At 72.3% G+C, this 24,375-nt stretch carries 22 protein-coding genes and 2 tRNA genes; 5 read left to right on the top strand and 19 right to left on the bottom strand.

Going from position 1 to position 24,375, the window contains the following annotated elements:
- Positions 1-23: 23 nt before the first annotated feature.
- The 3 genes from pyrH to rpsB all read right to left on the bottom strand — a co-directional run bounded on the left by pyrH (position 24) and on the right by rpsB (position 2,879).
- On the bottom strand, positions 24-797 hold the full coding sequence (gene pyrH, locus ACZ2G1_RS00445; RefSeq protein ID WP_017834131.1) for a UMP kinase: 774 nt from the start codon (positions 795-797) through the stop codon (positions 24-26).
- A 232-nt stretch (positions 798-1,029) separates the two neighbouring features.
- Positions 1,030-1,860: a translation elongation factor Ts gene (gene tsf, locus ACZ2G1_RS00440; RefSeq protein WP_017834130.1), complete on the bottom strand. Its 831-nt coding sequence runs from the start codon at positions 1,858-1,860 to the stop codon at positions 1,030-1,032.
- Positions 1,861-1,970: 110 nt separating this feature from the next.
- Positions 1,971-2,879, bottom strand: a complete 909-nt coding sequence (rpsB, locus tag ACZ2G1_RS00435) for a 30S ribosomal protein S2 (RefSeq protein WP_017834129.1) — start codon at positions 2,877-2,879, stop codon at positions 1,971-1,973.
- Between the two features lie 440 nt (positions 2,880-3,319).
- Between rpsB and ACZ2G1_RS00430 the strand changes: the two genes are divergently transcribed.
- A complete protein-coding gene (locus ACZ2G1_RS00430) occupies positions 3,320-3,898 on the top strand; it encodes a M23 family metallopeptidase (protein WP_136341354.1) in 579 nt (192 codons plus the stop codon).
- Here ACZ2G1_RS00430 and ACZ2G1_RS00425 read toward each other — a convergent pair.
- The 7 genes from ACZ2G1_RS00425 to ACZ2G1_RS00395 form a co-directional block, all read right to left on the bottom strand.
- A complete protein-coding gene (locus ACZ2G1_RS00425) occupies positions 3,880-4,128 on the bottom strand; it encodes a hypothetical protein (protein WP_017834127.1) in 249 nt (82 codons plus the stop codon). The two genes, ACZ2G1_RS00430 and ACZ2G1_RS00425, sit on opposite strands and share 19 nt — an antisense overlap.
- A 139-nt stretch (positions 4,129-4,267) precedes the next feature.
- Positions 4,268-4,341: transfer RNA gene (locus ACZ2G1_RS00420), tRNA-Ile, on the bottom strand.
- Between the two features lie 33 nt (positions 4,342-4,374).
- A complete protein-coding gene (locus ACZ2G1_RS00415; protein WP_095651364.1) occupies positions 4,375-5,670 on the bottom strand; it encodes a glycosyltransferase in 1,296 nt (431 codons plus the stop codon).
- Entirely contained in the window at positions 5,667-6,659 is a 993-nt protein-coding gene (locus ACZ2G1_RS00410) for a DMT family transporter (protein ID WP_232035321.1), read from the bottom strand. Before ACZ2G1_RS00410 ends, ACZ2G1_RS00415 begins: the two co-directional genes overlap by 4 nt.
- Before the next feature lie 166 nt (positions 6,660-6,825).
- Positions 6,826-7,683, bottom strand: a complete 858-nt coding sequence (locus ACZ2G1_RS00405; RefSeq protein ID WP_017834120.1) for a phage holin family protein — start codon at positions 7,681-7,683, stop codon at positions 6,826-6,828.
- Between the two features lie 168 nt (positions 7,684-7,851).
- Positions 7,852-8,280 carry a hypothetical protein gene (locus ACZ2G1_RS00400; RefSeq protein ID WP_126350047.1) on the bottom strand — a complete coding sequence of 143 codons (429 nt, stop codon included), beginning with the start codon at positions 8,278-8,280 and terminating at the stop codon, positions 7,852-7,854.
- A 93-nt stretch (positions 8,281-8,373) separates the two neighbouring features.
- Positions 8,374-9,543, bottom strand: a complete 1,170-nt coding sequence (locus tag ACZ2G1_RS00395; RefSeq protein ID WP_241975694.1) for a heparan-alpha-glucosaminide N-acetyltransferase domain-containing protein — start codon at positions 9,541-9,543, stop codon at positions 8,374-8,376.
- A gap of 415 nt (positions 9,544-9,958) precedes the next feature.
- On the opposite strand from ACZ2G1_RS00395, the gene ACZ2G1_RS00390 reads away from it, so the two are divergent.
- Together ACZ2G1_RS00390 and ACZ2G1_RS00385 are read left to right on the top strand one after the other, a co-directional pair.
- Complete coding sequence (locus ACZ2G1_RS00390; protein ID WP_035926354.1) at positions 9,959-10,222, top strand: hypothetical protein; 264 nt, start codon at positions 9,959-9,961, stop codon at positions 10,220-10,222.
- Positions 10,223-10,527: 305 nt separating this feature from the next.
- The gene (locus ACZ2G1_RS00385) at positions 10,528-11,247 is read left to right on the top strand and encodes a hypothetical protein (RefSeq protein ID WP_272026923.1); all 720 of its coding nucleotides are present in this window, start codon (positions 10,528-10,530) and stop codon (positions 11,245-11,247) included.
- Between the two features lie 345 nt (positions 11,248-11,592).
- Here the strand turns inward: ACZ2G1_RS00385 and ACZ2G1_RS00380 are convergent.
- From ACZ2G1_RS00380 to ACZ2G1_RS00340, 9 genes are all read right to left on the bottom strand, one after another.
- Positions 11,593-11,665: transfer RNA gene (locus ACZ2G1_RS00380), tRNA-Asn, on the bottom strand.
- Between the two features lie 79 nt (positions 11,666-11,744).
- Entirely contained in the window at positions 11,745-13,625 is a 1,881-nt protein-coding gene (dnaG, locus tag ACZ2G1_RS00375) for a DNA primase (protein WP_272026953.1), read from the bottom strand.
- 105 nt (positions 13,626-13,730) lie between these two features.
- Positions 13,731-15,059, bottom strand: a complete 1,329-nt coding sequence (locus ACZ2G1_RS00370; protein ID WP_470377322.1) for an MFS transporter — start codon at positions 15,057-15,059, stop codon at positions 13,731-13,733.
- Between the two features lie 115 nt (positions 15,060-15,174).
- Positions 15,175-16,506: a deoxyguanosinetriphosphate triphosphohydrolase gene (locus tag ACZ2G1_RS00365; protein WP_017834111.1), complete on the bottom strand. Its 1,332-nt coding sequence runs from the start codon at positions 16,504-16,506 to the stop codon at positions 15,175-15,177.
- A 30-nt stretch (positions 16,507-16,536) separates the two neighbouring features.
- Positions 16,537-17,715, bottom strand: coding sequence for a tRNA dihydrouridine synthase DusB (dusB, locus tag ACZ2G1_RS00360; protein WP_017834110.1), 1,179 nt, complete (start codon positions 17,713-17,715; stop codon positions 16,537-16,539).
- Between the two features lie 79 nt (positions 17,716-17,794).
- Positions 17,795-18,535, bottom strand: coding sequence for a maleylpyruvate isomerase family mycothiol-dependent enzyme (locus ACZ2G1_RS00355; RefSeq protein WP_470377321.1), 741 nt, complete (start codon positions 18,533-18,535; stop codon positions 17,795-17,797).
- A 24-nt stretch (positions 18,536-18,559) separates the two neighbouring features.
- Positions 18,560-19,387, bottom strand: a complete 828-nt coding sequence (locus tag ACZ2G1_RS00350) for a fumarylacetoacetate hydrolase family protein (RefSeq protein ID WP_095651359.1) — start codon at positions 19,385-19,387, stop codon at positions 18,560-18,562.
- Positions 19,388-19,517: 130 nt separating this feature from the next.
- Positions 19,518-20,618, bottom strand: a complete 1,101-nt coding sequence (locus ACZ2G1_RS00345) for a cupin domain-containing protein (RefSeq protein ID WP_470377320.1) — start codon at positions 20,616-20,618, stop codon at positions 19,518-19,520.
- A 143-nt stretch (positions 20,619-20,761) separates the two neighbouring features.
- Positions 20,762-21,565: an IclR family transcriptional regulator gene (locus ACZ2G1_RS00340; protein WP_031283171.1), complete on the bottom strand. Its 804-nt coding sequence runs from the start codon at positions 21,563-21,565 to the stop codon at positions 20,762-20,764.
- 158 nt (positions 21,566-21,723) lie between these two features.
- On the opposite strand from ACZ2G1_RS00340, the gene ACZ2G1_RS00335 reads away from it, so the two are divergent.
- Both ACZ2G1_RS00335 and ACZ2G1_RS00330 read left to right on the top strand, forming a co-directional pair.
- A complete protein-coding gene (locus ACZ2G1_RS00335) occupies positions 21,724-23,031 on the top strand; it encodes an MFS transporter (RefSeq protein ID WP_470377319.1) in 1,308 nt (435 codons plus the stop codon).
- A gap of 34 nt (positions 23,032-23,065) precedes the next feature.
- A complete protein-coding gene (locus tag ACZ2G1_RS00330; protein WP_336650017.1) occupies positions 23,066-24,352 on the top strand; it encodes an FAD-dependent monooxygenase in 1,287 nt (428 codons plus the stop codon).
- The last annotated feature ends 23 nt before the right edge of the window (positions 24,353-24,375 follow it).

Raw genomic sequence — 24,375 nt, 5'->3', positions numbered from 1 at the left:
ACCGGGGGCCGCCCGGCGCCGGCTCACGCGGTGACGAGGGTGCCGATCTGCTCCCCGAGGATGGCGCGGGTGACGTTGCCCTCGCCCTCCATGCCGAACACGCGCATCGTCACGTCGTTGTCGCGGCACAGGCTGAAGGCCGTCTGGTCCATGACGCGGATGTCGCGGGCGAGGGCCTCGCCGTAGGTGAGGGTGGACAGCCGCTGGGCGTCCGGGTTCGTGCGGGGGTCCGCGGTGTAGACGCCGTCCACCCCGTTCTTCGCCATGAGGACCTCGTCCGCGTGGACCTCCAGGGCCCGCTGGGCCGCGACGGTGTCGGTGGAGAAGTAGGGCAGCCCGGCGCCGGCGCCGAAGATCACGACGCGGTCCTTCTCCATGTGCCGGATGGCCCGGCGCGGGATGTAGACCTCGGCCACCTGCTCCATCTTGATCGCGGACTGCACCCGGGTGTCGACCCCGCACTGCTCGAGGAAGTCCTGCAGGGCCAGGCAGTTCATGACGGTGCCGAGCATCCCCATGTAGTCCGCACGGGAGCGGTCCATGCCGGCCTGGGAGAGCTCCGCGCCGCGGAAGAAGTTGCCGCCGCCCACCACGATGGCGGTCTCGACCTGGCCCACGGTGGCCGCGATCTGCTCGGCGATGTCGCGGACCACGCGCGTGTCCACCCCGATGGAGCCGCCGCCGAAGACCTCGCCCGAGAGCTTCAGCAGCACCCGGCGGCGGGCGGGGGCGACCCGGGGGTCCCTGCTCAGGCGCAGGGCCTCGTCCTTGATCTCGGAGGCAGAAGTGGTGGGCATGGTTCCTCCCGGCGACGACGGAGCTGCGTGGACCGGCTCGGCCCCGCGAGGGTGCAGCTGGCGCGGGGGGCGGGCCTCCCTCAGCATACAGAACGCGTCCGCCCCCGGGGGCCGGCCTCCGGGGCCTCGAGGGCGTCGTCGCAGGCGGGACCGGGAACGACGACGGAGGCGTCCCTGCCGTGCAGGAACGCCTCCGTCGCGAGCGGGCGCCGGGCGCCCGGGAGAGGACCGGTCAGGCGCCGACGCGGAAGCGGGCGAAGGCCGTGGCGGTCGCACCGGCCTCCTCGAGCACCTTGCCGACGGTCTTCTTGGAGTCCTTGGCGAAGTCCTGGTCCAGCAGGACGACGTCCTTGAAGTAGCCCTTGAGGCGGCCGTTGATGATGTTCGGCAGGATCTTCTCCGGCTTGCCCTCGGCGCGGGCCGTCTCCTCGGCGACGCGCTTCTCCGACTCGACGGTCTCGGCGGGCACGTCCTCCTGGGAGAGGAACGTCGGGGACATCGCGGCGATGTGCACGGCGACGTCGTGGGCGACCTGCCCGGCGTCGGCACCGGCCACGGCCAGCAGCACGCCGACCTGCGCCGGGAGGTCCTTGGAGGTCTTGTGCAGGTAGACGGCCACGTTGTCGCCCTCGACGCGGGCGATGCGCCGGACGACGACCTTCTCGCCGAGCAGGGCACCGGTCTCGGTGACGAGCTCGGAGACGGCCTTGCCGTCGACCTGGGCGTCCATGAGGGACTCGAGCGTGGTGGCGTCGGCGGCCACGGCGGCGTCGAGCACCTTGTTGCCGAACTCGACGAACGGGGCGGACTTCGCCACGAAGTCGGTCTCGGAGTTGACCTCGACCATGTACCCGACGGTGCCCTCGACGCGCGCGGCGACGAGGCCCTCGGCCGTGGCCCGGCCCTCGCGCTTGGTGACGCCCTTGAGGCCCTTGACGCGGATGATCTCCTGCGCCTTCTGGAGGTCGCCGTCGGCCTCGTCGAGCGCCTTCTTGACGTCCAGCATACCGGCGCCGGTGCGCTCACGCAGGGCCTTGATCTCGGTGGCGGTGTAGTTCGCCATGGAAACTCCTCACTCGGTCGGTGGTGCCGGCCGGGGCGGGCACGGGCCCGCCCCGGCCGGCCTCGGGCGGGGACGGTGCCCCGCCGGGGGAAACGGACGGTGGACGGAGACTACTCGGCGGCGGTCTCGGTCTCGGCCGGGGCCTCGGCGGGAGCCTCGGTCTCGGCCGGGGCCTCGGTCGCGGCGGCGGTCTCGGCCTCGGCCGGGGCAGCGGTCTCGGCCGGGGCCTCGGTCGCGGCGGTCTGCTCGGCGGCGTGCTGCTCGAGCAGCTCGCGCTCCCACTCGGCCATCGGCTCGGCGGCCTGGTCGGCACCGCCGGACTTCTTGTTGTGGCGCTCCATGAGCCCCTCGGCCACGGCGTCGGCGATCACGCGGGTCAGGAGGTTGACGGAGCGGATGGCGTCGTCGTTGCCCGGGATCGGGAAGGCGACCTCGTCGGGGTCACAGTTGGTGTCGAGGATCGCGACGACCGGGATGCCCAGCTTCTGGGCCTCGTCCACCGCGAGGTGCTCCTTCTTGGTGTCCACGATCCAGATCAGGGAGGGGGCCTTGGTCAGGTTGCGGATGCCGCCGAGGGTGCGCTCCAGCTTCTCCTTCTCGCGGCGCAGGAGCAGGAGCTCCTTCTTCGTGTACTGCGAGCCCGCGACGTCGTCGAAGTCGATCTCCTCGAGCTCCTTCATGCGCTCGATGCGCTTGGAGACCGTGGCGAAGTTCGTGAGCATGCCGCCGAGCCAGCGGTGGTTCACGTAGGGCATGCCCACGCGGGTGGCCTGCTCGGCGATGGCCTCCTGGGCCTGCTTCTTGGTGCCGACGAAGAGGATGGTGCCGCCGTGGGCCACGGTGGTCTTGACGGCCTCGTAGGCGCGGTCGATGAAGGACAGCGACTGCTGGAGGTCGATGATGTAGATGCCGTTGCGCTCGGTGAAGATGAAGCGCTTCATCTTCGGGTTCCACCGGCGGGTCTGGTGGCCGAAGTGCACGCCGCTGTCGAGGAGCTGGCGCATGGTAACGACGGACATGTCGTCTCCTGGTCTCTCGTGCGGGAGGGCGTGCGACGACGCCCGGCCCGCGGGTTCGGTTCTCGGCTGCGTCCGGCGGACGAGCCCCTGGTGCAGCGGTGGACGGACCCTGCGGGTCCGTCTCCCGGCCGCCGTGCCGCACCCCGCCGGGACGGGGAACGCGGACCGGGGCGGCCGGACCGGGACGGGAGGTCCCGGCGGCGCTGCGCGCGAAGTCAGCTGCTCGCCACCGCGCCGTCGGCTCCGGCGTCGGGGCCGGGTCCGGGTGGGCGCGAGGGCGCGCCACGAGGGGCGCCTCAGAGCACACTGCGGGATCGAGTGTACTACAAGGGCCTCGTCCGCCCTGCACCCGGCCGGGGGCTGCCGGAGGGGCCCCGGGACCGTCCACAGCACGGGGCCGGGCGGCCCTCCGCCCGGCCCCGGTGGCGGACAGTCGGGACATGCCCACCGGACCCTCCCCGCTCCTCCGTCTCCTGCACCGGCCCCGTGCCCGGACCGGGCCGGCCGGCGTGGTGGGGCTCGCGATCGTGCTCGTGCTGGGGGTGCTGCTCCCCTCCCCCGGTTCGGCGGCCCAGGGGTGGGCGTGGCCCCTGTCGCCGCGGCCGGCCGTGGTGGGCGAGTGGGTCCCGCCCGCCCAGCGGTGGGCGCGGGGCCACCGGGGCGTGGACCTGGACGCGGGCCCGGGCGCCGCCGTGCGCGCCCCGGCCGCGGGAACGGTGGCCTTCGTGGGGTTCGTGGTGGACCGCCCGGTGCTCACGCTCGACCACGGCGGGGGTCTGCGCTCGAGCTTCGAGCCCGTCGAGTCGTCCCTGGTCCCCGGGGACCGGGTGCACCGCGGCGAGGTCGTGGGCGTGCTGCGCGGCCGGGACCACTGCGGGCCGGGCACCTGTCTGCACTGGGGCGTGCGCCGGGACGGCGACTACGTCAACCCGCTGCAGTTCGTCGGCGCGCTCGAGCCGTCGGTGCTGCTCCCCGTGCCCGAGCGGCTGCGCGCGGCCGCTCAGCCCTCGTCGTCCTGAGCGTCGTCGACGCCCTCCTCGACCTCCTGCTGGACCTGGTCGGCGCCCTCCTCGACCTGGCCGGCGCCCTCCTCGACCTCCTGCTGGACCTGGTCGGCACCCTCCTCGACCTCCTGCTGGACCTGGTCAGCGCCCTCCTCTACGTCCTCGGTGGAAGTGTCGCAGCCGGTCAGTGCGGCGAGCGCCAGGGCGGCGACGGACAGGAGGCTCCACGGCGTGCGTCGGCTCATCTCGGCGTCCTCTCGGTGGGTGGTGCGCGGATCGGACCACCAGTGCACCACATCCGCAGGGGACGCGCACCCGGTGGACGGGACGTGCGGACGGAAGCACCCCTCCCACCGGGGGACGCGCGGTGGAAGGGGTGTCGGGTAGGGCCGGTGGGGCTTGAACCCACGACCGAAGGATTATGAGTCCTCTGCTCTGACCAGCTGAGCTACGGCCCCGCGCCGGGACGGGCCCGGCGGCGCAGCACCACGTTACCGCACGAGCGAGGCCAGCCTGGTCCGGATCCGTCGCGGGCCCGCGGCGGGGGCGCGCGCCGGCTCCTGGTGCTCGCGCGCTCTCGGAGCAGGAGTGCGCACGGACTCCGGGTGCTCGCCGCGGTAGAGCCGCAGGAACGTCTCCAGGGTCCGCGGGAAGCTGTGCTGCGCGACCTTGCGGCGGCTCTCCCGGCCCATCCGGGCGCGCTCCTCGCGCGGGGCGCCCAGGACGAGGGCGAGCTTGCGCGCCAGGTCCTGGGCGTCGCCGGGGGCGAAGAGCCAGCCGTTGACGCCGTCCTCGGCCAGGTGCGGCAGGGCCCGTGCGTCGGCCAGGACCACGGGCCGGGACGCCGCCATCGCCTCCAGGGTGACCAGCGACTGGAGCTCGGCCGTGCCCGGCTGGCAGAACACGTCGGCCCGCAGGTAGGCCGCGCGCAGGCCCTCGTCCGGGACGTAGCCCAGGAAACGGACCCGGTGGGCGACCCCCAGGGCCCGCGCCAGCTTCTCGAGCGCGGGCCGCTGCTCGCCGTCGCCCACGATCTCCAGGTGGGCGTCGAGCTCGGCGGGCAGCACGGAGATCGCCTCGATGAGCACGTCCACGTTCTTCTCCACCGCGAGCCGGCCGGTGAACAGCACGGTCGGGTGCGCGGCCGGCTGCCGCCGCTCGCCGTCGTGGGCCTCGTAGTCGGCGATCCGGATCCCGTTGGACACGGCGAGCACCGTGTCGGGGAAGCCGTTGCGGCGCATGGCCTCCACCGCGAGCGGGGTCGGTGCGGTCACCACGTCGCAGGCGCCGAACACCCGCACCATGTCCCGCCACGACACCGCGCGGTAGCGGTTCAGCACCCATGCCGGGAACGGCAGGAACGGCTCCAGGTTCTCGGGGACGAAGTGGTTGGTGGCCACGGTGCGGATGCCCCGCCGCCGGGCCTCCCGCACCAGCATCCGGCCGAGGATGTAGTGGCACTGGACGTGCACGACGTCGGGGCGCACCTCGTCCAGCACCCGGCGGATCTCCCCGGCCACCTGCCACGGGAAGCACAGGCGGAAGTACGGGTGGGTGAAGGCCCGGTGGGAGCGGAGCCGGTGCTCGACCACGCCGTCGTCCTCGGCCCGGTACGACGGCCCGGGGTCCGGCCGTGCGCACAGGACGTGCACCCGGTGGCCCTGCTCGTGCAGGCCCCGGGCCAGACGGTGCCCGAACTGCGCGGCCCCGTTGACGTCCGGGGGGTAGGTCTCGGCGCCCAGGAGGACGGTCAGGGGGCGTGCGGCGGAGGCGGTGTGGGCGCTCAAGCGTGTCTTCCCGGTCGGTCGTGTGCGGGGCGGTCGGATGCCGTGGGGCGGTCGGATGCTGCGGGGCGTGCGGCGGAGCCCGAGGGGGGCTGCGCCCGGTCCTGCCGTGCGCGTTCGGCCCGGCGCTCGAGCACCTCCGGGTGGTGCTGTGAGAGCACGGCGACCCCGACTATAGCAACGCCGCCTGCCGCGGCCATGAGCATCCCGACCGGGACGGAGAAGCCCGGCACCGCCTCGCCCAGCACCAGCAGCCCCAGGAGCACGCCCACCATGGGGTCGATCACGGTCAGCCCCGCGATCACGAGGTCCGGCGGACCCGACGCGAAGGCCGTCTGCACGAACCACCCGCCCAGCACGGCGGCGACGACGGCGGTGCCCGCGGCCAACCAGTTGACGTCGTCCAGGGGCGTGCCGGCGCTGCCCTGGATGCGGATCAGGGTCAGCCGCACGAGCACCGCCACGAATCCGTAGAGGATGCCGGCGCCCACCACGTAGAACGTCCCGCCCAGGCTGCGGCCGAACATCGCCGCGGAGACCCCCAGGACGCAGATCAGCACCACGAGCATGACCACCACGGTGTGCTCGGCCCACCGCGAGATGCCCCGGGCGGGGTCGGTCGCCGCCACGGCGCACGTCACGAAGACCGCCCCGCCCGCGGTGCACAGTCCGATCGCCGTCCAGGTGCGCCGGTTGATCCGCAGCCGGCGGTGCCGTGCGTGCAGCAATGTGGTGATCACCAGGGCCACCACGCCGATCGGCTGGACCACCGTCACGGTGGCGAGCCCCAGGGCGGTGACGTTGAGGCCGGTGCCGAGGCCCAGCAGGGTGAGACCCAGCAGCCAGCGGGGACGGCGCAGCAGGACCGCGATGCTGCGCAGGCGCAGCCGTCCCTGCGCGACGTCCGCCACGGCACTGCCCTGCTGCTGCGTCCCGACGGCCAGGCACACGGCCGAGAGCAGCGCCAGGGCGACCGCCAACCACTGGCTCATGGCATCCACCGATCTGTCGTCACGCCCGGGAGTCTATCGAGCCGGCCCGCCCGTCCGGCCCGGGGCGCGTGGACACCCGGTGAACGCACGGGGAAGGCCCGGAAGCCTGTGGCTTCCGGGCCCTCGACCGGTGCGCTCGTCCACGGGGAACCCATGGACGGCGACGTCACCGGAACAGCTTGCGGAGGAAGACGACGAACGCGCTCCCCGCAACGGCCAGCACCGTGAGCGGCTGCCACCGCTCGCCGAGGCCGGACCCGGCGGACGAGCCGGAGGTCGAGCGGGACTTCGCGCCGCCCTGGGCGAGCAGGCCCTTCACGTCCTTCGGGGTGGTCTTCACGGTGCGGCTGGTGCGGTCCACGAACCCCTTGGTGGTGGACTGGATGGTCTCGGCACGGCCCTGCACGTCGTCGCGCAGCGTCTTGAGGTGCTCGCGGCGCAGCTTGAGCCGGTGCCGCAGCTGCTCCTCGGTGGGCGCCGGGGGCTTCTGCTGGGCCGGGTCCTGCGCGGCCTCCCGCTTCTCCTGCTCCTTGCGCTCGCGGGCCAGCTGCTCCTCGCGCTGGACGCGGCTCTCGGTGTAGGCGGAGCCCTCCTTGACCACGCCGAGGTCGTACTTGACCCCGAAGAGCGCCTTGCGCGGCACGAGCGGAAGGGCCTTCTTGATGGTGGACACCCCGATGAGCGCCGCGACGGCCAGGATGATCAGGAACAGCACGGCGAGCAGCAGGGCGGCCAGCCAGGCCGGCATGATCTGCGACAGACCCGCGATCGCCGCGCCGACCAGGGCGATCGTGGCGAGCAGCAGGAACACGAGGCCGACGACGACGAAGGCCGCGCCCTTGCCCAGCGTCTTCGCCTTCTCCGTGAGCTCGAGCTTGGCGAGCTGCGCCTCGTCCTTGAGCTGCTTGGGCAGCAGCCTGGCGAAGACCTTGACGACATCGAGGATCGACGCCGATCCGGGATCGGAGTGCTCCGACCCCGCTCCCGACGCTCCGCCCGTGCTGGGGCCTACCGAATGACTCATGCCCGCCTCCGTTGATGATGAGAAAAGTACGTGGACTGAGCACCAAGCTACCATCGGGGACGCCGCCGGCGGGCGCGCACGGGGTCGCGGCTCAGCCTGCCGGGACGTGCGGGAGGGCCCGTCCGGTTCCCCGGACGGGCCCTCCCGTCGGTGCGTCGGAGTCGGGTGCTACTTCTTCCCGTCCCGGCCCTTGCCCTTGTCGCCCTTGTCCTTGTCCTTGTCCCAGTGCCGGTCCTCGTCCTGCTCGAAGTACACCCTCACGTACTTCTTCTGGCAGACCTTGTCCGACTTGCCGGTGCGGTCGACCTGGCGGGCGTCCCTGTAGTACTCGCGCCAGTCGCCCCCGTGGCACTTCTCCTTGGCGATGGACGCGGCCTTCTCGAGGCTCTTGTCCTCGTAGCGCTTCGTCTTCCAGTCGCCGCGGTGCTTGTACTTGACGACGACGTCGACCTCGCCGTTCTTGCGCTCGTCCTTCTTGCTGTGCCCCTTGTCGTCGCCCTTGCGATCGTCCTTGCCGTCAGCGAGCGCCGGACCTGCTCCCCCGATCAGCAGTCCCGCCACGGCGACACTCGCTACCAGCTTTTCCAGAGTTTTCACTGTGTTCCCCCTTGGTGAATAAGGTGAGATCAGCTTAATTCGCTTCTGACAAGGCACTCAATAGCAAACGGTGACGTTCCGGACGCGGTACGGTCACGGATCGGAACTACTGTCCGGTTCGCCCGGCGGTCGGCTCCCACCGGTGCCGGGCTCCTCGACGCCCCGGGGGCCGGAGGACGCGACGAGGGACCGGCGCCGCGCGCCCTTCGTGACGGCGCCGAGCGCCCGCTCCAGCGGCCCCTGCCCCATGGTCCGCTGCCACGTCACGGCGAACAGGACCGCCGACACGAGCTGGACGGCGAGCCACAGATGGGGCCGGTCCTCGTGGACCTCGAACGACAGGACGACCAGGTGCGCGGTGTACAGGGTCAGGGTCATCGAGCCCATCGCCGACAGCGGCAGCAGCCAGGCGCCGACCACGCGGGAGATCAGCAGGAAGGCGCCCAGGACGGCCATGCCCGTGCCGAGGCTGACCGCGATGGCCAGGGGGGTGTTGGTGTGCGGCGCGTCGACGGCGAGCGACCACCAGGTGTCGGTGGGCAGCCAGTCCTCGCCCCAGATCAGGATCTCGTCCAGTTGCCTCGCGTCCCCCGACGAGGAGGCCAGCAGCCGTTCGTAGCCGCCGAGGCCGTGGAGCAGGACGTACGAGGCCGCCTGCGCGCAGACCGACAGACCCAGGCCGACCGCCAGGAGGCGCAGCTGGGTCGCCCTCCTCCGCAGATCGAGCCGGCCGAGCCCCATGCCGGTCAGCAGGTAGGTCAGGTAGGCGAGCGCCGGATAGGTGCCGGTCAGCAGCAGCTGGGCCGCCGTCGCCCCCGGCTCCGTCAGCAGCTCCCCGAACGCGGGGTTGTCGGCGACGGGCTCGGGCAGTGCGTCGCGCAGCGACTGCATGAGCACCGGAGCCACGAGCAGGAAGACCGCCGCCGAGCCGAACAGCGGCTTCGGGCCCGCGCGCAGGAAGGGCACGGCCAGGAGGAAGAACACGCCGTAGTAGATGAGGATGTTGTCCGCCGGCAGGTCGTCGGCCAGCAGGGATCCGATGGCCAGTCCCAGCACCGCGATCAGCACCGCCCGCACCACGAGCGCCACACGGTCCGCGCCCAGCTCCCGGCCACCGTGCGGGCGGGGTCCACCGGTGGACAGGGCGAGTCCCACGCCCGCCAGCAGCGCGAACAGCGCCGCCGAGTCCCCGGAGAAGAGGATCTGCGACCAGGTCGGCTCGCCGGTCTCGTCGTCGGAGGACGGCAGGACGTGGACGGACATGAGACCGATGAGCGCCAGACCGCGGGCCGCGTCGACGCCGGTCAGACGCCTCGACGGCTTCCCCGCGGCGCTCCGGCCCCGGTTCGCGGCGGGTCCGGCTGTCCTGGCCGACCGACGCATGATTCCTCCCGAAATGTCGGGCCCCGTCCGGAAGCCGCACGGAGGATCCCGTCCGGTGCGTCCAGGATCTCGACTCGCCCGGGACCGCCCTGGACCCAGGGTGCGCCACGGACTTCCGTCCTGGCTAGGAAAAACATAAGGATTCCAAAGACATGCGTGCGGCTCGGAGCGGGACCGACAGCCCGTTTCCCGCCGCTTCCGCCCTGTCGGGCAAAGAGCGGGCATTACTTTCGCGATCGGATGCGAGTCAATGGAAGGGAGCTTGATCCGAGCTCCCGCCGGAAGGACGACCACCATGACCGCCATCCCCCGGGCCCATCCCGCCGAGTCCCTCGTCCGGGCCGGCGTCGTCGGCGCGCTCGCCGCCCGCGGCGTCACCGTCACCTCCGTCGAGATGCTGTTCGACGGCCAGGAGTGGGCCGTGACCGTGTCCCACCACCCGCCCGACATGTCGGAGAGCGATGTGCGGGTGGCGGTCTGGACCGCCGTCCTCAACTACACGGCCGTCTTCGACGTGCCCGCGCCCTCCGACGGGGTGCGGATCAGCGTCACCGGCTGACGCGCGACGCGCCGGGGCGTCACGGCCATGAGGTTGGCCGCGTCGTGGGTGCGACACCGTCGAGGTGCCCCTGAACGCCACGGACGAGCAGGTCCGGGCCGCAGCCCGCGAGCTCGCCGCCGAGTACGCGCACTGGAGGCAGTGGGTAGCACTCCTAGGCGGTCACCGACCGGCCGGGAGTGATACCGGCGGCGAATGCGCTGGAGAAACCATAGGGCTGTCTCAGCATCACCACAGGGCCAGTCCGTACAAATGGATCATGACCCGGGGCTACCGTATCCGGGTCAGACCCCGAGGAGACCCCCGTGGAGCACGAGCCCCCTGTCGAGCACGACGCGGACGCAGAGGTCGCCGCCGCCCTGGAATCCCGCCATCCGGCACTGCAGTTCCGCCGTGACGAGGACGGGGCGCTGCACCGCTTCAGTGACATCCCGCTCACGGCCACCGGCGTGCTGTCCGGTCGCCCCTTCGTCTTCACCTACCGGGGCGACCTCGCCCGCTTCCGTGTGTGGCCCACCGGCACCCAGACCCCGAGCGTCCATGACCACCGGCCCTCCGGGTTCCCGAAGCTGGAGTCCTCCCGCGGCAAGATCGTCGGCGACCCGCTGTCCAGCTCCCTGACGGCCGACCAGCTCATCGACGTGCTCGGCGAGATGATCAAGATGGCTCTCACCCATCTGAAGCCGGGCCCCGACTCCCTCCTCCCGGTCACGATCACCATGCCGGGTAGGCTGCTGGAGCCCGAGCAGGTCACCGCGCTGCTGGCGCCGTTCACCGGCCGGGACCTGCCGCCGCAGGAGGCGTTGCTGGACTGCGCAGATCTGAGCAGCTTCTCCCTGGAGGCCCTGGGCCTGCTGGCGGAGCGCACTGCCGACCTGTTCAACATCATCACCCTGGTCGGGGCCAGTACCGAGCTCGCCGAAGCGTTCACCGACGATGCGCAAGCAGAGGCGATACGCCACATGAAGCACGCCCTGATGGCTCGGCGCCGGGCCGAGCGCGAAAGGCGCGAGGGGCGCGGCTGAGACGGGCTGTCAGCACACATGGTCTCCTGACCCGCGCGCGGCCGCCCGACACCAGAGGACTCCCTGATGATCCTCACTCGCCCCCAAGGAGGCGGCCACCGCCCTGGAGGACCGATTCCTTCGCCCTGCTCCTGAAGCACCGGGGCGATCAGTTCCCACAGGCGGTCGTCGACCATCCACGACCGCGTCCTCGTCGTCGTGCAGGCACTGTGAACCACTCACACACGAGTGAGCAACGACGGACCGGGTCCTGAGACCAGGTCCCGGTGTCCCCAGGATGCAGCCGTCGTCGGGGACGACGGAGGCCCCCACCGGCGTTTCCGCCGGTGAGGGCCTCCTGTGCTGCTCCCCCGACTGGACTCGAACCAGTAACCCTTCGATTAACAGTCGAATGCTCTGCCAATTGAGCTACGGGGGACCGTGCACGCGGACGTGCAACGAGCCATCACTTTACCGTTCCCGCCGGGCTTCGACAAATCCGGTTCCGCCCGGTGGCGTCAGTCCTGGCGGAGGCCGCGCCGCTGCATCTCCAGCTCCAGCAGCTCCCGCTGGAGCTCCTGGTAGCGCTCGCGCTGCCCGGTGGGATCCGTGCGCTGGAGCTCCGCCAGCCGGTCCGACTTCCGCCGGTTGATCTGCAGCTCGAAGAGGCGGTTGAGGATGTCCGCGGTGTAGCGCTCCAGCTGCTGCTGCGTGGTGGCCGGCAGCGGGGTCACGGCGAGCTCGGCGAGGTAGCCGTGCAGCGGCTCCGGAAGGTGTCCGCGCACCCCGTCCACCCAGGCCTGCCCGCTCGGCACGGCGGCCCCGTCGCCGAGGAGCTCGGCGCGCGCGGCGAGCACGGCGTCGTGCACGGCCCCGTGCACGGGGTAGCGGAAGGCGCTGAGCCCGAACTCCTCCCAGTGCCGCGCGAGCATCAGGTCCGGGCACTGGATGACGGTCTCGAGGGCCTCGCGCTCCATCCGGGCCACGGGCTCGCGCGGGTCGGGCAGCTCGACCGGGGCCGGCCCGGACGCCTCCGGCTCCGCCGGCCGGTGCGGTGCGGGGGCCTCCTCCCGGTGGGCGCGGCCGGCGGCGTCGACGGCCCGCTGGACCTCCGCCGGCTCGAGCCCGAGCCAGCCCGCGAGCTGCCGCGCGTAGGCGGGGCGCAGGGAGCGGTCGCGGATCCGCGCCACGATGGGCGCGCAGGCGCGCATCGCCCGGATGCGGCCCTCGATGGTGTCCAGGTCGAAGTTCTTCAGCGTCGCGCGGATCGCGAACTCGAACAGGGGGCGGCGGTTCTCCACGAGCTCGGCCACGGCGGCGTCCCCGCGGGCGAGCCGGAGGTCGCAGGGGTCCATGCCGTGGGGCTCGACCGCCACGTAGGTCTGCGCCACGAACTTCTGGTCCTCCTCGAACGCGCGCAGGGCGGCCTTCTGCCCGGCGGCGTCGCCGTCGAAGGTGAAGACGACCTCTCCCCCGCCGCCGTCGTCGGAGAGGAACCGCCGGACGATCTTGATGTGCTCGGCCCCGAAGGCGGTGCCGCACGTGGCCACCGCCGTGGTCACGCCCGCGAGGTGGCAGGCCATGACGTCGGTGTAGCCCTCGACGACGACGAGGCGCCGCTGCCTGGCGATCTCCCGCTTCGCGAGGTCGATGCCGTAGAGCACCTGGGACTTCTTGTACAGGGCGGTCTCGGGGGTGTTGAGGTACTTCGGGCCCTGGTCGTCGTCGTGGAGCTTGCGGGCGCCGAAGCCGATGACCTCGCCGGCGACCGCGCGGATGGGCCAGACGAGCCGGCCGCGGAACCGGTCGTAGAGCCCGCGGTTGCCCTCGGAGAACATCCCGGTGAGCTTGAGCTCCTGGTCCGTGAAGCCGCGCTCCCGCAGGTGCTTGAGGAGGTGGTCCCAGCCGCGGGGCGCGTAGCCCACGCCGTAGCGCCGGGCCGCCTCGCCGTCGAAGCCCCGCTCGCCCAGGAACTGCTGGGCGGGGGCGGCCTGGCGGGTGTAGAGGTTGCGCTGGAAGAACTCCGCGGCGACCTTGTGCGCGTCCAGCAGGCGCTGGCGGCGGCCGACCTCCTCCTTGTTCGGCCCGGAGCCCTGCTCGTAGTGCAGCTCGTAGCCCACCCGGGCCGCGAGCTTCTCCACGGTCTCGGAGAAGGTGGTGTGGTCCATCGTCATGAGGAAGGAGATGACGTCCCCGGACTCGTCGCAGCCGAAGCAGTGGTAGGTGCCCATCTGCGGCCGCACGTGGAAGGACGGGGTGCGCTCGTCGTGGAACGGGCAGAGCCCCTTCCAGGAGCCGATGCCGGCGCTCTTGAGGGTGACGTAGCCGTCGACGATCTCCTTGATGTCGGTGCGCGCCCGCACCTCGTCGATGTCCTCGCGTCTGATCAGTCCTGCCACACCGCCAGTCTAGGCGCGCGGCCGGACGGCGGAGGGCCGCCCCGGGCCGCGCGGTGGATCGCCGTGCGGCCCGGGGCGGCCCGTGGAGCGGGAGCCGTCAGCGGCTCAGCGGGAGCGTTCCCGCAGGTCCTGCCGGGTCCGGGTACCGGTCAGGGCGAGGCCGCCCAGGGCGCCCACCGCGGCGAAGGCGAAGAAGCCCCACGGGTAGGCCAGGCCCGCCGTCAGCAGGGTGCCCCCGATGATCGGGCCCGAGATCGCCCCGAGCCGGCCGACCCCGGCGGACATGCCCAGCGCCGTGGCGCGCACGCGCGGCGGGTGATTGGCGGCGGTGAACGCGTAGACGAGCACCTGGGAGGAGAACACGAAGCAGCCGGTGACGAAGACCATGGCGTAGATCCCGAGCAGCGGCAGCTTGATCGCCAGGGCCGCGAGCAGCGCGGCCGAGCCGAGGAACCAGATGATGCCGGCTGCGCGCGGGGTGATCCGGTCGGCCACCCGGCCGGCGACCGCCAGCCCCGCGATGGCGCCCACGTTGAGGATCAGCAGGAAGCCGAGGGAGTTGCCGAGGTCGTAGTCGGCCGCCCGCATGATCTGCGGCAGCCAGGTGTTGAGCCCGTAGACGAGCAGCAGGCCCATGAAGGAGGCGACCCAGATGGCGATCGAGTTCCGGCGCCAGCCGGTGGAGAGCAGCATGGTGGCGCCGACCTTCTCGGTCTGCTCCTCGGCGGTGTGGTGCTCGAGGTGCACGCCGTAGTGCTCGGCCACGGCGCGGGCCTCGGCCATCCGCCCCTTGGACGCGAGGAACGAGGGGGACTCGGGGAGGAACACGAGCATGAGAGGCACGAGGACGAGCGCCGGCAGGGAGCCCAGGACGAACATCTCCTGCCAGCCGAACTGGACGACGACGACGATGGCGAGCGCCGCGGTGAGCACCGCGCCCACGTGGTAGCCGGTCATCACCAGGGTCGTGGCGTTGGAGCCCCGGCCGAGGCGGGCGAACTCGGTGACCATCGCGATGGCGGTGGGCAGGCAGCCGCCGAGGCCCAGGCCGGCGAGGAAGCGCAGGAGGCCGAAGACGAACACGCTCGGGGAGAACGCCGCGGCGAAGGTCAGCAGGGAGAACATGACCACGGCGCCGATGAGCATCTTGCGGCGTCCGAGCCGGTCGGTGAGGTAGCCCATGGTCAGCGCGCCGATCATCATGCCCACGAGGCCGACGGTGGCCACGGCGGTGCCCTGCGCGGTGGTCATCCCGAGTTCGTTGTTCTCGAGCATGGACGGCAGCACCGCGCCCAGGACCACGGCGTCGAAGCCGTCCAGCAGCACCGCGATCCAGCACAGCGGCGCCACCCACGCCCGGGAGCGGAGGACGGGCCGGGCGCCCGGGGAGGAGGGGGACGCGGCCTGCGGGGCGGGTCCGGTGGAGTTTTCCATGACGATCAGACCTTTGTGAGGAGGAGCACAAACGCGCCGAGTCTAGGGAGCGGCGCCGCGTGCGACCCAGCGCACAGTCATTGAACGGGATCGGCCGCCGCCCCGGTGGGACGGCTCACCAGAGCGGCTTGTCCCCCACCCGCCAGTGGGTGCCGCGGATCCGGTCGTGCAGGGACACGGCGGACAGGTCGGTGAGGGACGCGATCTGGTCCACCACGAGGCGCAGGCGGGCGGCCTCCGTGCCCGGCCCGTCGCCGAGGTCGTGCCAGTCGGCGGTGAAGGCGGGCGAGAGGAAACGGCCGTCGGAGTCCATCAGCGCCCCCACCAGGATCGAGAGCACCTCCTGCTGGTTGTCGTAGATCGGCTGGGCGTCGCGCACCGTGATGACGTAGGTCGTGGCGATGCCCTTGAGCACGCCGATCTCCTCCGTGGTCCCCTCCGGCACCACGAGCTGGGCGTCGTAGCGGGTCAGCGGGTCCTCGCCGTAGATGTCCCGGGTGGCGCCGACCGCGGACATCGCGAAGCGGCCGATGAGCTGGCTCGTCATGTTCTTCAGCCGGGCGAGGTCCTTGCGGGACCCGTCCATCTCCCGGACCCACAGGGACGAGTCCTCGAGGCGGGTCAGGGCGGCGTCGAGGGACTCCGGCGCGGCCTCGGGCAGGTACCAGCGCCGGGTGAGCTCGAGCACCCGGTCCCGCTGGGTGGTGTCGGCGAGCCAGCCCAGCTGCACGAGCCCGGAGGCGATCGCGTCCTCGACGTCGTGCACGGAGTAGGAGATGTCGTCCGAGAGATCCATGACCTGGGCCTCGAGGCACTTGGTGCGCGCCGGGGCGCCGTCGCGCAACCACGCGAACACCGGCAGGTCGTCCGTGTAGACCCCGAACTTCGGGGACCTGGTCCCGTCCGGGCGCAGCGGCGCCTCGTGGGCCTCCCAGGGGTACTTGCACACGGCGTCCAGCACGGCGCGGGTGAGGTTCAGGCCCGCGGGCCGCCCGTCGTCGTCGAGCACCTTGGGCTCGAGCCGGGTCAGCAGGCGCAGGGTCTGCGCGTTGCCCTCGAAGCCGCCGATGTGCTGGGTCAGCCGGTGCAGGGCCGCCTCCCCGTTGTGCCCGAACGGCGGGTGCCCGAGGTCGTGGGAGAGGCAGGCGGCGTCGACGACGTCGGGGTCGCAGCCGAGCATCCGGCCCAGCTCCCGGCCGATCTGGGCGACCTCGAGGGAGTGGGTCAGGCGGTTGCGCACGAAGTCGTCGGTGTCCGGGGAGACGACCTGGGTCTTGGCCGCCAGCCGCCGCAGCCCCGAGGAGTGCAGGATCCGGGCGCGGTCCCGCTCGAAGTCGGAGCGGTACTTGTTGTGGTGGTCCTCCGCCACCCAGCGCGCGACGTCGCGGGCCTCGTAGCCCGGGGCGGGCGCGCCGGTGCGGTCGATCTCGATGGACGTGTGGGGCATGCCCGGTCCTTTCCGTGTGGTGGGGACGGCTCAGCCGCCGGAGACGTCGAGCTCCGCCGCGACCAGCCCCAGCCGCTCGGCGTCCCCCAGCTCGCGGGAGCCCAGCCAGCCGTCCGGCAGGTGCGGCTTCTTCGGGGAGCCGGCGCGGCCGCGCGGGCCCTCGACCGCCTCGCCCGGGTAGCCGAGGGACAGGTCGAGCTCGTCCAGCAGCTCGCGCAGGGTCGCGAGATCCGGCACCTGGGCCATCCTGGCGCGCAGCTCACCGCCCACCGGGTAGCCCTTGAAGTACCAGGCGACGTGCTTGCGGATGTCGCGCAGCCCCTTGGCCTCGTCGCCGAACATCTCCACGAGCAGCTCGGCGTGGCGGTAGATCGTGCGGGCGACCTGGTCCACCCCGGGGCGGAAGCGGTCGGGGCGGCCCTCGAAGGCGGCCTGCAGGTCCCCGAAGAGCCAGGGCCGGCCCTGGCAGCCGCGGCCGACGACCACGCCGTCCACGCCGGTCTGCTCGACCATGCGCACGGCGTCCTCGGCGCTCCAGATGTCCCCGTTGCCGAGCACGGGCACGTCCGGCAGGGCCTCGCGCAGCTGCGCGATGGCGTCCCAGTCCGCGGTCCCCGAGTAGTGCTGCTCGAGGGTGCGCCCGTGCAGGGCCACGGCCGCGACGCCGCTGTCGCGGGCGATCCGGCCGGCCTCGAGGAAGGTGAGGTGGCCGTCGTCGATGCCCTTGCGCATCTTGACCGTCACGGGGACGTTCCCGCGGGAGGCCTCCTGGACGGCGGTGCGCACGATCGCGGTGAACAGGTCGGTCTTCCAGGGCAGGGCGGAGCCGCCGCCGCGCTTGGTGACCTTGGGGACGGGGCAGCCGAAGTTCAGGTCGATGTGGTCGGCCCGGTCCTCCTCGACGACCATCCGCACGGCCTGCCCGACGTGGACGGCGTCCACGCCGTAGATCTGGATGGAGCGGGGCGTCTCGTCCGGGTCGTGGTCGATGATCCGCATCGACTCGGGCCGGCGTTCCACGAGGGCGCGGGCCGTGACCATCTCGGTGACGTACAGGCCGCCGCCGTACTCGCGGCACAGTCGGCGGAACGCCTTGTTGGTGACCCCGGCCATCGGCGCCAGCACCACGGGGACGTCGATCGTGAGCGCGCCCAGGTGCAGCGGCGGCAGGTCGAGCCGGGCGGGGTGGTTCTCGGTACGGGTGTCCATCACCGGGGAATTCTCTCACGGACGGCAGCGGCGCAGGGCCCCGGGGTGCTCCCCGGGGCCCTGCGCCGGCCGGCGCGGGTCAGATCCAGCGCGGGTTCGCCACGTCGACGCCGACCTCGAGGCGGGCCCCGCCGCGCCCGGAGGCCCACTGCGCGACCGCGGCCAGGTCCCCGCGCACCAGGATCCCCGCGTCCTGGCCGGCGCCGGCCCCGAGCTCACCGAGCTCCGGGGCGTCGGAGACCTGGATCCGCAGCCCGGGGTCCTTGTCCTGTCCCGCCCAGTTGCCGGTCACGTCCTTCAGCAGCCGGGTCAGGACCTCGGCCGGGACGTCCGAGAAGCGGGCCCCGTTGTCGAGGTCGACCGCGTGGACCCAGACCTCGCGGTTGCGCATCCAGACGGTCTCCGCGGCCGGCACGGTCCTGCCCTGGGCGGTCCGCACCTCGTGGCCCCACGCCTCGTCCGGGGTGTCCCGCCACTCGACGTTCAGGGACACCGAGGCGTGGTCGTTCAGGTGGCGCAGCGCCCGGGCCGGCAGGGTCGCCCCGTAGGCGATCTCCTGGTTGCGGGCCTGAGGGGAGGAGTACATCGGGGTCTCCACCCCGGTGTTGGCCCACTGCACGAGCCGGGTCAGGGCGCGGGCGTTGTAGCCGACGTGGGCGATGACGTGCCGGCGGGACCAGCCGGGCAGCAGCGAGGGTCCGTCGAGCTCGTCGTCCGTGAGCTCGTTGACCTTGCGGGACCAGAACGCCGTGCCGCGGCGGACCAGCAGCAGCTGGGCCTTGAGGTCCTCGTCGGTGGTGAGGTCCTGACGGGCGACCATGGCTGACTCCTCTCGTGCCCGCGCTCAGGCGGGGTCGACGATCTTGTTGGTGAGCACGCCCAGACCGTCGATCTCGACCTCCACCACGTCGCCGGACTTCAGGAAGACCTGCGGGTTGCGGGCCCGGCCCACCCCGCCGGGGGTGCCGGTGAGGATGATGTCCCCGGGGTTCAGCGGCAGCATCGTGGAGAAGTAGGCCACGAGGTGCTCCGGGGTGAACAGCAGGTCCCCGATCGAGTGCTCCTGCATGGTCTCGCCGTTGACCCGGGTGTGCAGGACGGCCTGCTTCGGGTCGAACTCGTCGGCGGTGACCATGACGGGACCGACCGGGGTGGACTTCGCCCAGATCTTGCCCTGCAGCCACTCCTTGGTGCGGAACTGCCACTCGCGCATGGAGATGTCGTTGGCGGCGGCGTACCCGGCGATGTACTGACCGGCGTCGGCCTCGTCCACCTTGTACGCGCGCTTGCCGACGACGACGACGAGCTCGCCCTCCCAGTCCAGCTGCGGGTCCTCGGCGACGGCCTCGATGTCGTCGTTCGGGCCGGTGAGGGTCTCGGTGAACTTCGCGAAGATCGTGGGGTAGCTGGGTAGGTCTCGGCCCATCTCCTGGATGTGGCTCTTGTAGTTGAGCCCCACGCACAGGACCTTGCCGGGGTCGGCGACGATCGTCTCGAGCTCGGCGCCGGCGGCCGGGTGCGTCGGCCCGGAGGCGTCGGCGGCGATCTGCTGCCAGTTCTCCTCCGCGAGCAGGGCGCCGAGGTCGGGGCAGCCCTCGATCTCGGTGAACACCTCGCCGTCGAGGCGGGCGGCCGTGGTGGTCCCGTTGGTGCGCAGGGTTGCAAGCTTCATCGGTCAGTGTCTCCTGGGTCGGGATGTGGGGGTCGGGATGTGGGGGTCGGTGTGCGGCGACGCCCGGCGGGGCGCCACGGACGTGGTCCGGCGCGCGGGGCGGTCCGCTCCGCGCGCCGGAGGTGCGGTGCTACTTCTCCTCGCCCTCCACGAAGGTGCGGTTGAAGTTCAGCTTCTCGACGATCGGCTGGTCGCCGAACTTGAACAGGTCGAACCCGGTCTCGGCCTGGATCTGCCAGGCCGTCCAGGACGGGACGACCACCAGGTCGCCCTTCTCCACGATCCGGACCTCGCCGTCGAGCACGAACCGGCCGCGGCCCTCGAAGACCTGGTAGACGCTGGAGCCGACCTCGCGGGTGGTGCGGGTCTCGGTGCCGGGGCGGAACCGGTGGAACTCGGCCCGGATGGTGGGCATGACGTCCCCGCCGGTGGTGGGGTTCACGAAGCGCACGGCGGCGTGGCCCTGCTCCACGGTGGCGGGGTAGCCCTCGTCCTCGATGGCCAGCTGCTCGGTGAGCGCCCGGTCGGTGTGCTCCCACCGGTAGGCCCCGATCGGGGAGGACACGGTGTTGCCCAGACCCGACAGGGGCCGCAGGCCCGGGTGGCACCACAGCCGCTCGCCGCGGGAGAACTCCGGGGTGGACTCGTCGGTCACCCGGTCGATGCCGAACTCGAAGAACGCGGTGTCGGTGTAGTGCACGAACGGGATGTCGAGGCCGTCGATCCACGCCATGGGCTGGTCTAGCTCGTTGTGGTGGCCGTGGAAGTTCCAGCCCGGGGTGAGCAGGAAGTCCCCGCGGGACATGCGCACCGGGTCGCCGTTGACCACGGTCCACACGCCCTCGCCCTCGACCACGAAGCGGAAGGCGTTCTGGGAGTGCCGGTGCTCGGGCGCCACCTCGTGGCCGCCGAGGTACTGGATGGCGCACCACAGGGTGGGGGTGGCGTACGGGCGCCCGCCCAGACCGGGGTTGGCCAGCGCGATGGCCCTGCGCTCCCCGCCGCGGCCCACGGGCACCAGGTCCCCGGCCCGCTCGGCCAGCGGCAGCAGGTTCTTCCACTCCCACACGAACGGGACGGCCGCCGAGGCCGGGGCCTCCGGCATGAGATTGCCGATCTCCGTCCACAGCGGGACCATGTGGCCCGCGTCGAAGTCCTGGTAGAGGGCGTCGAGCTGGGCCTGCTCCTGAGGCGTGGGGGCCGGGACCGTCATCTGGTTGTCGTGACTCATGGTGAGCTCCTCGGTGCTCGCGGGTCGCGGGGCGGACCACCCTGCGCTGTGATGTGAGTTACTGGCCACGCTAGAGCAGGCACCGGCGGGACCGGCAATGAATTCTGCTGGATGGAAACTTCCTCCGGTGCTCCACGGCCGCTTCACCGGGGCCGGCCGGACTCGATCTCCGCGGCGATCTCGCCCTCGATCTCCCGGCACACCTCCCGCAGCGCCCGGATCACCGCCCGGTCCTCGATCACGCCGGCCCGCTGCACGGGCACGGACACCGACAGGGCGGCCAGGGGGCGCCCCTCGGGATCGCGCACGGCGCAGGCCACGGCGGAGACGCCGCGCTCGGCCTCCTCGCGGTTGAAGGCCAGTCCCACGGAGCGGATCATCGCCAGGGACCGGACGAAGGAGCCGAAGGCGGCCTCGTCCAGGTACTCCCCCACGGTCCGGGCCGAGCCCGTGCGGAACAGCCGCGCGAGGTCCTCCTCGGAGAGGTAGGACAGGAGGAGCTTGCCCGCGGAGGTGGCGGCCGCCGGGAGGACGGCGCCGCGCCGGTCGCCGACCTTGAGCAGCCCCGCCCCCTCCACGGAGCTGAGGAAGCGGACCGTGGTGCCGACCCTGACCATGAGGTTCGTGGTCTCGTGGGTCCGTTCGCTGAGCAGCTCCAGGTAGGGCTGCACGAGAGCGCGCAGCCGGCTGTGCGAGCCGGACTCGGGGACCGAGACGCCGAGCCCCGGCCCCGCGAGGTAGCGGCGGGAGTCGTCCTGGACGGCGAAGCCGCGGTAGACGAGCATCGACAGGAGGCGGTGCGCGGTGGAGGGGGCGACGCCCAGCTCCTGCGCCACGTCCTTGAGCCGCACCCCGCCGGAGTCGCGCAGCATCTGGAGCAGGCGCAGGACGTTGTCCACGGACTGCAGGGAGTAGGCCGGCTTCCGCTCCAGGTCCTGGTTCTGCACGGGCCCAGTCTAGGCGCCCGCCGCACCCCGATGGAGATCCACGACACACCGTTTGTTCCATCCAGCAGAATAAGTTTCGGGGCGTGCCGGTCACGGGCACATCCTGGTGTGACGCGCCGCACGCCGGTGGCGCCCCTCACCTGTGAAACGGAGTCCCGATGTCCGCAACGGCTCTTGCCGCCGCCGCCCCGCCCGCCCCGGTGGGCCGGCGCGCCCGATGGATCGCCGTGCTGGTCTGCTGGCTGCTCATCGTCTTCGACGGCTACGACCTCATCGTCTTCGGCACGGTCAAGCCCTCCCTCATGGAGGAGTGGGGGATGTCCCAGGCGACCGCCGGCACGGTGGGCTCCTCGGCGTTCCTCGGCATGATGATCGGGGCGGTCTTCGCCGGGCGGCTCTCCGACGGGCTGGGCCGGAAGAAGACGGTCGTCTGGTGCACGGTGGTGTTCTCCCTGGCGACCGTGGCGTGCGCCGTGGCCCCCGACGAGTGGGTCTTCGCGCTGCTGCGCCTCGTGGCGGGGCTCGGCCTGGGCGGTCTCGTGCCCTCGGCCAACGCCCTCGCCGCGGACTTCATCCCGCCCCGGTGGCGCTCGGCCATGGCCACGCTCATGATGTCCGGCGTGCCGATCGGCGGCTCGCTCGCCGCCCTGACCGGCATCCCCGTGATCCCGGCGGACTGGCTCGGCTGGGAGGGCTGGCGGTGGATGTTCGTCTTCCCCGTCCTGGCCCTCGTCGTGCTCGTGCCCGTGGCCCTGAAGGTGATCCCCGCCGACCCCGGCCCGGAGCAGCGGGCCGCCGCGGCCGCCGCGCAGATGCACGGGCCCGGCTTCGGGTCCCTGCTCCGCCCGCCCCACCTGACCATGAGCATCCTGTTCGCCGCCGCCACCCTCGCGACCCTCTTCGCCTGGTACGGGCTGGGCACCGAGCTGCCGAACCTCATGCGGCTGCAGGGCGCGCAGATCGGCGGGGCCCTGACGTTCGCGCTCGTCCTCAATCTCGGCGCGGTGCTGGGCTCCGTGCTCACGGCCTGGGCCGGGGACCGGTTCGGTCCGGTGCTCACCGGCGCCGTCGCCTCGGGCGCCGCCGCGGCCGGGCTGCTCGTGATCATGGTCGTCGGCGACGAGCCGGTCTGGCTGATCTACCTGATGCTCGTGCTCGCCGGTGTCGGCACGCACGGCACGCAGTCCCTGGTCATCGGCGCCATCACCCTGTACTACCCGGACAGCCTCCGCGGCACCGCGCTCGGCTGGGCCCTGGGCGTGGGGCGCATCGGCGCCGTCCTCGCCCCGCAGACGGCGGGGCTCGTGCTCGGCGCCTACGCCGACCCCGCCGACGGCGTCCACCCCGTGTTCCTCCTCTTCGCGGGTGCGGCGGCCGTCGCCACGGTCCTGCAGTTCGCCCTCCTGCCCGTCATCACCAAGGCCCGCCAGGCGCCCCGGGTCGTACGGACCCAGCCGGTCGCCTGACACCGTCCAGCACAGCTCGAAAGGAATCACCACCATGGCACAGCACACCAAGGTCCTCGTCATCGGAGGCGGCATCGGCGGCTTCGGCAACGCCCTCGCCCTGCGCCGGCTCGGCGCGGAGGTCGAGCTCGTGGAGCAGGCCCCCGAGTTCGGGGAGGTCGGCGCCGGCCTGCAGATGTCACCCAACGCCACCCGCCTGCTGCGCGAGTGGGGGGTGCTCGACCGGGCCGTCGAGACCGGCGTGGCCCCCCGGTACATCGTCTTCCGCGACGCCCTCACGGGCGAGGAGCTGCTCCGGGAGGACGTCACCGGCGAGTACTACGAGCGCTACGGCGCCCCCTACATCGTGGCCCACCGCTCGGACCTGCACCGCCTGCTCATGGAGGAGTGCGCCGAGCTCGGCGTGAACCTGCACAACAACGTCCGGGTGGCGAAGACCGAGAACGTGGAGGTCGACGGGCGCGCCGTGGCCCGGGCGACCGCGGACGACGGCCGGGTCTTCGAGGCGGACGCGATCGTCGCCGCGGACGGGATCAGGTCCGTGGTCCGCGCGCAGCTCTCCGACGACCAGCCCGTCGGCTCCGAGTACGTGGCCTACCGCGGCGCGCTGCCGATCTCGCAGATCACCCACGCCGGGGACATGGAGGCCGTGGTCGTGTGGATGGGCCCCGAGTGCCACCTCGTGCAGTACCCGCTGCGCCAGGGAGAGCTGTTCAACACCGTGGCCGTCTACCGCTCGCCGTCCTTCGCCGCCGGTCAGCTCGTCTACGAGGGCGACGCCGAGCTGCGCGAGGCCTACCGGGACTGCGTGCCGGAGGTCCGGGCGGCGCTCGACAACCTCAGCCACGTGCAGCGCTGGCCCATGTTCGACCGCGTGCCAATCGAGAACTGGGTGGACGGCAACATCGCCCTGGCCGGCGACGCCGCGCACCCGATGCTGCAGTACCTCGCCCAGGGCGCCTGCCAGGCCCTCGAGGACGCCGCCGCCCTGGAGGCCATCGCCGCGCGGTCCGTGTTCGCGGACCCGGAGCACCACGACGCCTCCCGGTGGAACGCCGTGTTCCGGGAGTACAACGCCGTCCGCCAGCCGCGCACCGCGCGGATCCAGACGACGGCGCGGGTGTGGGGCGAGTCCTGGCACCTCACCGGCCCGGTCGAGCGGACCGTGCGCAACATGCTGTGGAAGTCCGCGGACCGGCACGGCATCTGGGACTACACCGACTGGCTCTACGGGGAGCAGGACTACACCGGCGCCGAGGTCAGCGCCGAGGCCGGCGACCGGGCCGAGGTCCGGCGCGTCGACGCGAGCACGGCCGGCTGAGCACGTCCCCGCGCCGGCCGGAC

It is taken from the genome of Kocuria sp. KKT182, from assembly GCF_055635395.1.
This window is presented reverse-complemented; position numbering and strand designations above follow the sequence as displayed.